9 protein-coding genes are annotated in these 8,533 nt (G+C 56.3%); 8 read left to right on the forward strand and 1 reads right to left on the reverse strand.

Annotated features, from left to right (window positions below):
* Positions 1-515: integrase core domain-containing protein (locus ABIB54_RS17315; protein WP_354576774.1), on the forward strand; the 515-nt coding region annotated here is incomplete at its 5' end.
* Positions 516-725: 210 nt separating this feature from the next.
* Here the strand turns inward: ABIB54_RS17315 and ABIB54_RS17320 are convergent.
* The gene (locus tag ABIB54_RS17320; RefSeq protein ID WP_354576775.1) at positions 726-1,751 is read right to left on the reverse strand and encodes a LacI family DNA-binding transcriptional regulator; all 1,026 of its coding nucleotides are present in this window, start codon (positions 1,749-1,751) and stop codon (positions 726-728) included.
* A gap of 281 nt (positions 1,752-2,032) precedes the next feature.
* Here ABIB54_RS17320 and ABIB54_RS17325 point away from each other — a divergent pair, with 281 nt between their 5' ends.
* From ABIB54_RS17325 to ABIB54_RS17355, 7 genes are all read left to right on the forward strand, one after another.
* Positions 2,033-2,857 carry a substrate-binding domain-containing protein gene (locus ABIB54_RS17325; RefSeq protein ID WP_354576776.1) on the forward strand — a complete coding sequence of 275 codons (825 nt, stop codon included), beginning with the start codon at positions 2,033-2,035 and terminating at the stop codon, positions 2,855-2,857.
* A gap of 30 nt (positions 2,858-2,887) precedes the next feature.
* On the forward strand, positions 2,888-3,631 hold the full coding sequence (locus ABIB54_RS17330) for an ATP-binding cassette domain-containing protein (RefSeq protein ID WP_354576777.1): 744 nt from the start codon (positions 2,888-2,890) through the stop codon (positions 3,629-3,631).
* Positions 3,632-4,642: an ABC transporter permease gene (locus ABIB54_RS17335; protein ID WP_354576778.1), complete on the forward strand. Its 1,011-nt coding sequence runs from the start codon at positions 3,632-3,634 to the stop codon at positions 4,640-4,642. It begins immediately after the preceding gene.
* A 244-nt stretch (positions 4,643-4,886) separates the two neighbouring features.
* A complete protein-coding gene (locus ABIB54_RS17340; RefSeq protein WP_354576779.1) occupies positions 4,887-5,645 on the forward strand; it encodes a glutamine amidotransferase in 759 nt (252 codons plus the stop codon).
* Positions 5,642-6,598 (forward strand): nucleoside hydrolase, encoded by a 957-nt coding sequence (locus tag ABIB54_RS17345; RefSeq protein ID WP_354576780.1) that lies wholly within the window; start codon positions 5,642-5,644, stop codon positions 6,596-6,598. Before ABIB54_RS17340 ends, ABIB54_RS17345 begins: the two co-directional genes overlap by 4 nt.
* The gene (locus ABIB54_RS17350) at positions 6,595-7,512 is read left to right on the forward strand and encodes a ribokinase (protein WP_354576781.1); all 918 of its coding nucleotides are present in this window, start codon (positions 6,595-6,597) and stop codon (positions 7,510-7,512) included. The genes ABIB54_RS17345 and ABIB54_RS17350 overlap by 4 nt, the downstream gene beginning before the upstream one ends.
* A 143-nt stretch (positions 7,513-7,655) precedes the next feature.
* Entirely contained in the window at positions 7,656-8,165 is a 510-nt protein-coding gene (locus ABIB54_RS17355) for a hypothetical protein (protein ID WP_354576782.1), read from the forward strand.
* Positions 8,166-8,533 lie beyond the last annotated feature (368 nt).

Genomic DNA, 8,533 nt, shown 5'->3' on the forward strand with positions numbered 1-8,533 from the left:
CCTATTGCCGCACTTGGGCCGGGTGGGTCTACGTCGCGTTCACCGTCGACGTCTACTCGCAGAGGATCATCGCCTGGCATGCGCAGACCAGCAAACATGTCGAGCTGGTCATGATCCCGCTGAGGATGGCCCTCTGGGAACGTGGCCGGCAAGGCCACCCCATCCAGCCCCAGCAGCTGCGAGCACACTCGGACGCGGGCTCTCAATATGTTTCCCTGGCCTATACCGACAAGCTCGCACTTGACGGCATCGCGCCCTCGATTGGATCCGTCGGCGATGCATACGATAACGCCCTGATGGAGACGATCAACGGACTCTACAAAGCCGAGTGCATCCGCACGACGGTGTTCCACGATGGCCCCTACAAGACGATCGCGGACGTCGAGTTCGCGACCGCCGGCTGGGTCGATTGGTACAACACTCGTAGGCTTCACTCAAGCCTCGGCTACGTCTCACCAGCCGAGTTCGAGAAAGCCCACTACGCGACCCTCAACCGAGAGCCGCAACCCGCATAGGAGCGGCATCAAACCCGGGGCGCTTCACATTGTTCCTTCTGAACACTCCGCGTACTTCGTTCCCAAAACGATGTCCACTATTTTTTGAGATTCAACGCGCAGCTTTTGATGAGTTTTGCAGGACTAACTCACGAGACTTCGAATCGTTAGCTCATCGGATAATTTCAATTGCATTTCTCAGCAATGAAGGCACGCTGTGCCGTCGCGAGCTCAGACTTTTCGTAAAGGGCTGGACTGTCGGACGATCAAGTCGGGCTTGAAAATAGTTTTTGCCTGGTTTGCCACATTGTCGACGCCCGTAGCGCTGTTCATGACCATTTCAACGATCGTTGCAGTCATCTTGTCAACCGGTTGGCGAACAGATGTCAGCGCGGGATGTGCAAGAAAGGAAACGCCGACATCGTCGAAGCCAACCACGCGAAAATCTTCCGGGACGCGGTATCCGCGCTCCTGTACTCCGGCGATGACGCCCAGGGCGATCACGTCGGCGGCTGTCGCTATTGCCCCCGAGGTGATTCCCTGATCGACCAATTCGTGGGCAGCATTCTGTCCCCATTCGAAACTGAAAGATCCTAGAAGGGTTTTGGCTTCGGGCATGGCCTTTTTGAAAGCCGACAGTCTTTGATGACCGGACGAAGACGCAGGGCCCGCTCCAATGAAAATAGGTGGCTGCCGCTGAAGATCTACGTTCTTTTTTAGGTGTTCAGCAACGAGGTTCATTCCATGTCCGTTGTCGCATCCGACGTATCGTGTTGGCACGGATAGGACCAATCGGTCGAATTGAACAGTTGAAACAGTTCGATCGGCAAGGAGGACGTTGTCCTTGCTCTCAATTTCGCTGCACGGAATAAGGACCAAGCCGTCGACTTGCCGCCCGAGAAAGGCCTGAATCGCTCGACGCTCCAGTTCGATGTCGTTGTCGGCGCTGTAGATAAAGACGTCGATGTCCGAATCAATAAATGCTCGACTTACTCGTTGAGCGAGGGCGGAGAAGAAAGGATTCTCCAAGTCCGGGACGACGAGGCCCAAGGAGAACGTGCGCCTCAACCGCAGTGCGCGACCCAGCAAATTGACTCGATATCCAAGCGCCTGGACCGAAACAAGCACCTGATTTCGGAGCTCATCGGACATAGGCCGACTATTATTCAGCGCTCTGGACACCGTCGCAGTGGACACACCAGCATGCGCTGCGACGTCGTGGATAGTGATCGCGGCATTTTTGTCATCCTGGATCACTAAGATTTTCTCCTTGTCGTACGGGACGCCAATCGCCGTTACGCATTTGTGACTTCCGATTGGGGTGTACGGTGCTTATTGTAGGGCTCGGTAAACCTTTACCAAGTTCTATACGTCGAGTTTCAGGAGATGCAATGAGGCATTCAATGTCAAGATCCGATCGCACACTTGGTGCCATCGCTGCGGCAACCGCTTTGGGGTTGCTATTGGCGGGCTGCAGCGGGACGGGGTCACCATCGGGCGGAACTTCGGGTTCCGCAAGCAGCAAGTGCAAAATTGGCATGACCCAGATCAACCAGACAGCTGCTTTCTTCACTCAGATGAATGAGGGAGCGACTAAGGCCGCAAAGGACGTCGGTTGCACTCTAACCATCGCAAATGCAAACAACGATTCTGCCAAGCAGAATAGCGACATCGAAGCTTTTGTGTCTCAGGGCATGACCGGAATCATCGTGGTGGCCATTGACAATAATGGTGTCCTGCCTGCCGTCAAGGCTGCACGAGACAAAGGCATCAAAACCATTGCAGTCGACACCGCCCTGAAAGACGGGGCAGTGGATACCACGGTAGGCGTGGACAACGAGAAGGCCGGCGCCAAAATTGGGCAGTGGGTCTTGGACAATAAGCTGGCCGCGAACGCGTCCTACGGGGTAGTGGACGCAAAGAACTCATTCATTCAGAACCAGCGTGAAGACGGTTTCGTCAAGGTAGTGAACGGCGCCGGAGCAAAGTACACCCAGAGTGTGAGTGGAGACAACGTCCAGGAGAAGGCTGCGACTGCTGCGCAGAATTTGCTCACCGCGCAGGAGAAGCTGGACTTCGTCTACACAACAGGCGAGCCGGCGACAGTTGGCGCGGTCGCAGCCCTGAAAGGCAACTCTCGGACCAAGATCATTGGGTGGGACTTGACCAAGGAAGTGATCGCTGGCCTCGACTCAGGGCTCGTAACGGCTGTCGTGCAACAAGACCCCAAGCAGGAGGGCGTTGAGGCGGTCGGGGAGCTAAAGAGACTAATCGGCGGCGGTACAGCTAAGGGGTTCATCGACGTTCCGATAACAATCGTGACGAAAGCTAACGTCGAGCCATATCGCAAGATCTTTCCCTGACCCATCGCATCAACAAGGAGGTTGACCCCTATGACAATCAATGAGAACCCCTATCGCGTCGAGATGGTTGACATCCGAAAGAGTTTCGGCGCGATTGAGGCCCTTCGAGGGGTCAACCTCCAGATCGCACCCGGGGAAGTCATAGGGCTGGTCGGTGACAATGGCGCGGGAAAGTCGACCCTGATGAAGATGCTCGCTGGCGCTGAGATTCCGGATTCCGGAAAAATGTTGATTGACGGCGTTGAGCTCTTGCGCTCTGGACCGCGCTCGGCACGGGCGCACGGCATCGAGATGGTCTACCAAGACCTGGCATTGTGCAACGACCTGGATGTCGCTTCAAATCTCTTCCTGGGACGCGAGCTGTACCACCCGTGGTCACGCCGCCTAGATCATAAAGAGATGCACGCGCAAGCGCTTGAGCATCTCGAACGACTGCACATTCGCGTAAAAAAGACTCGACAAGGTGTTGGCACGCTCTCGGGTGGACAGCGTCAGGCGATTGCCATTGCCAGGGCCGTGACTTTTGATCCGAAGGTGCTCGTTCTGGATGAGCCAACTGCAGCATTGGCCGCCAAAGAAGTTGAAACGGTTCTTCAGCTAGTGAGAGATATCTCCTCGCGAGGAGTCAGCGTGATTCTGATTACACACCGATTACAGGACCTCTTTGAAGTCGCTGATCGATTCGTGGTGCTCTACGAAGGCGCGGTGTGGCGCGAACTTGTTCCGGCAGATACGGACCTATCTGGTCTTGTCACAGCAATGATGGGAAAATAAATGGCCGCCAACGCCGAAGGTGAAGTTCGCGTCGACACCCGACGGACCCAAGGAAGCCCGCTTCACGAATTCGCCACGGCGCACTTCAATGTTCTCTCTATTCTCGCCGTCTTCATCGTTCTGTTTGTCTTCTTCAGCATTCGAGCGGACGCTTTCCTCACGGTCGACAATTTGGTCAACATTGGGCGACAGATAGCGCCAACGGTCGTAGTTGCGACACTGATGACTTTCGTAATCACCACCGGTGCCATCGATCTGTCTGTCGGATCCATCGTCGGACTCAGCGCCTCTGTTCTAGGCCTAATGGCGAAAACAGGAAATCCTCTACTGGCCCTGGCCGCAACGTTGGCTGTTGGCGCAGGGATAGGGCTGATCAATGGCTACCTCACCGCATACGGAAAGCTTCAGTCGTTCATCGTGACGCTCGCGGCTTTAATCGCTGTGCGCGGCGTCGCATTACTGATCACACAGGGGTACAGCACCCCTATCGAGGTCAACTGGCTCCTCGCGATCGGCCAAGGTCAGTTCCTCGGTTTGTACACACCAACGTGGATAGCCATATCAACCGTTTTGGTTGGCTGGTACGTGTTCACGCAGACACGATTCGGGCGATACGTCGTGGCCGTCGGCTCTAATGCCGAAGCACTCCGACGATCAGGCGTCGACATCCGGCGTCTGCAGATGTGGGCTCTGGTTTTGACTGGCTTATTTGCATCTGTTGCAGGTGTGCTCGTTTCAACTCGCCTTGCCAGCGGCTCGTCGAACTCAGGAACGGGTTTCGAGCTTGAAGTGATCACGGCAGTGGTACTCGGGGGCACCAGCCTTATGGGTGGCCGCGGCTCGGTCATTGGCAGCATGATCGGCGCGATGACTCTTGGAGTCATAGCCAACGGCCTCGTGTTACTCCAGGTCGACGTCTACTGGGTGCCCATCACCCAGGGAATCATACTCATCGTTGCGATCCTCCTTAACGGAAACCTTGTCAGCCGCGTCGTGGGTCGTATCCGATGACCGGGGCCACCGCGCAATGACTATGCAAGACAGATTGCTCTCCTTGTGGATTATTTCTATAGCTGCAACAGACTGATCCACTCCGCCCTCTCCCTACCGCGTAAGGCAAGGGTGGGCCAAGCTTCGGACACAGGCATGAGCATTTTGCTCTTGGCCCCAACAGGATGGAATTGTGTCCGACACGACCGAACAACCAATGGCCCAAAACCGAAGCCACCGATTGATAACTGTGAGGAAAAGATAAATGGTACGCGTACTTCTAGCCGGCGAATCCTGGGTATCCCAATCCACCCACTTCAAAGGGTTTGACAGCTTCTCAAGCGTCACATTCCACTCCGGCGCCGACGACTACATCGCAGCACTCGGCCGCCAGGGCATCCTGGTGGACCAGATGTACGCCCACGATGTGCCGGAACGATTCCCTGCAGATTTAGAAGCCCTCAACGCTTACGACGTCATAATCCTCTCGGATATTGGTGCGAACTCCTTTCTGTTGCCACAAGAAACTTGGCTGCAGGGTCGACCGAGCACCAACCGGCTAAGAAACCTGTGTGAGTGGGTGCGAGGTGGCGGTGCGCTAATGATGGCCGGAGGCTATTTGAGCTTTCAGGGGTTCCAGGCACGCGCTAACTTTGCGCGGAGTCCGTTGGCGGACATCTTGCCCGTGACGATGAGCGACTACGACGACAGGGTCGAAGTGCCCGAGGGCGTCGTCCCGATTTTGAGCGTCCCGGAGCACGTGATCGGACGCGCATGGACGCAGAACCCTCCCGCCCTGCTGGGGTACAACCGGGTAATTGCAAAACCGGAGGCCCAAGTCGTAGCCACCGTCAACGGTGACGTACTCATCGCCACAGCTGAATACGGCACTGGTCGGTCGCTGGTCTGGACCAGCGACATCGGTCCGCACTGGTGCCCCAATGAATTCCTTCAATGGCCAGGTTTCGACGCGCTCATGGCCTCTATGGTGCGGTGGCTCAACAAAGACGAGGTTGCGGCGTGAGCGAAAAGCTTGCCCCCATCCCCATCATTCTTGACTGCGATCCCGGACACGATGATGCCATCGCAATCCTTCTGGCGGTCCAATCGCCTCGCATTGACTTGCGAGCAGTCACGACCACATTCGGGAACTGCTCGATCGAGGACGCGACCCGAAATGCCTTAAGAATTCTCACGCTGGCCGGGGCTACAAATATCCCCGTGGCCCGCGGTGCCGCGGGCTCCTTAGCCGGATTGAGCGAGCTGGGAAACTATGTCCACGGGCCCAGCGGCCTGGACGGACCCGAAATGCCCGAACCCGGATTCCGGCTGTCTGAAAAGTCCGCTGTCGAGCTGATGCATCTGGTCCTCGAATCGTCCGACCGTCCAGTGACAATTGTGGCCACAGGGCCCATCACCAACGTCGCAACGCTGATACAGAATCACCCAGAGGCAGTGGCGAAAGTGGCTGAAATAGTCTTTATGGGTGGTTCGACTGAGCGTGGAAACCATACACCGACTGCCGAATTCAACACCTATGCAGACCCTGAGGCCTTAGACATTGTCATCACTTCTGGAATACCGATCAGAATGGTCGGACTCAATCTGACCCACCAAGCTTTGGCCACCCCGGAGGTCGTTGCTCGGATGCAAGCCATGCGCCATTCAATCGGGCGGATCTGCGGAGAGTGGATGGGCTTCTTTGGTTCCTCTTATCACGCAGTTTGGAACTTTGATTCTCCGCCAGTCCATGACCCTTGCACGATAGCTGCATTGATCAAACCTGAGCTGATCACTTGGCAAGAGTGTTTCCTGGCTGTCGAAACAAAAGGTGAATGGACTCGAGGAACTACAGTCGTCGACCTGCACAAAAGATATAGGAAGTCCCCCAACGCAAGCGTGGCGATGAAATTGGATACAGCAGGATATTGGGATCTCGTCCTCGGTGCGATGGACGAGCTCGGGCGGAGGCAGTGAATCTCCAACAGCACACTCAGGACCTTTGCGTTGTTGGCTCGGTTAACGTTGACACCACATTCAGGCTGCCGCATTTGCCACGGCCAGGAGAAACCCTTATGAGCCTTCGAAAGAGTGTCGGCGCTGGAGGAAAGGGTGCCAACCAGGCAGTGGCCGCGGCCGCTTTGGGAAGTGGCGTCACGTTTCTATCGTGCGTAGGCGAAGACCGTGAGGGAATATTCCTAATGGACGTCCTTCAAGCGCGAGGTGTTCCCGTGACGAATGTGCGGGTCGTGAGCGGGGCCGCCACAGGCACGGCCACCATCCTGGTGGACCCTGGCGGCGAGAACGTCATCATCGTGGACCAGGGTGCTAACGCTCATGTACGTGCCGAGGACGTCGAACTTTACCTTGGGACAGCAAACCCCGCAGTTGTGATGTCTCAACTTGAGATCGACCTCGATTCGGTACTCGCTGCCGCCAAGTGCAGCAAAGGAATATTCATTCTCAATCCTGCCCCTATGCCCGCGAACTCGACGGATCTCTCTGAAATTTTGGCGTTCACGGACATCATCGTTCCCAACCGTGCAGAATTGGGTCGATTAGCGAATACTCAGACCCCAATTACGATGTCGGATGTGGACCACTGTGTCGCCCAGTTGGACTTCGCAGGACAGGTGGTTGTCACTCTTGGTAGTGATGGTGTGGCGGTTTACGCGTCGAGAAAGGCTGGAGGCGCGTTGTTGGTCCCTCCTGTGGAGGTCGAATCTGTGGACACCAGCGGCGCAGGCGATGCCTTCTGTGGTGCCCTCGGGCACGGGCTAGCGGCTGGTCTTGACCTGCTCACGGCGGTGTCTCGCGCAAATAGCTTCGCAGCGTGGAGTACGACCATTTACGGTGCACAAATCATTGGCTACGGTACACAGTCGGCCTGACCTGTCCCGGGTTTCCCGGACACCTGAGTTGGGGCGATGATCGTCCCGGAAGGAGTCCGGAATTATGCCCAGGATGGGGAATTCCGTTGAGCATCATCGACCTCGATCTCGACCACGCCGCCGCGGGCCTCTAGGTTTAGAATATGCAGATTCCGGTCTTTGTGAGCGCTCCTACCCACCTAAATCCGTCGCAGGAAATCGTAAGGGCACGCATCGTCACTCTGCTCGAAGAGTTCGGATTCGAACCGAGGGCTCTAAGCCGAACGGATTACCCGCTCGATTACCCTCTCCGCGAAGTAGCCGTGATCGCTCGATCATGCTTTGGAGCGGTGATCTTAGGGTTCGAGCAGTTCCGCAGCTTGAACGGCGTGTCCAAGCTGGGCACGAGTATGGAACAAACGCTGTCCGAACCCCGTTTGTTTCCTAGTCCGTGGAATCAGCTTGAAGCCGGAATCTTATTTGGGATGCGACGCCCGCTCCTTATCTTCCGGGAGGACGGAATTACGGGAGGCATTTTCGATGTCGGGGTCACCGACGTATTCGTTCACCGGATGCCAGATTCTGACCCTTCCATGGGTGACCCGCAAGAGCTTCGAAATGTCGTTCTGCGGTGGCAGGTGCGCGTGCGAAATCTCTATTACGCTTTCGACTAGCCGGCACGACAAAGCCAACGAGGACGTGTGCTGAGGGATTCGTTCTTTCTAATGAGTGGAATGAATTCAGGTGACGAGGCCGCTTGAGCGTCATTGGAAGAGATCGCTTCTCAGTCTGAAATGGATTTCAGCCGCTGCGGAAAGTGCTCAATGATTACGGGGTCGCTGTGATTTGGTGAAACCCCCGAACCCGACTGGCAGGCAGCGGAAGTATCTGACCGGGAAACCCGCATCTCGTTCGCCGATCCGACCAACGACCCGGACGTCAAACAAGTGGGACTGCCCCCGGTTTGGTTGACTCCTGACCTGTGGAGATTCGTCTCCGCTGGAAGGATGTCACCATGCCCAAGCCCTACCCACTCGAGTTC

The sequence above is a fragment of the Frigoribacterium sp. UYMn621 genome, assembly GCF_040549525.1.
In the GTDB taxonomy this organism is placed as follows: domain Bacteria; phylum Actinomycetota; class Actinomycetes; order Actinomycetales; family Microbacteriaceae; genus Lacisediminihabitans.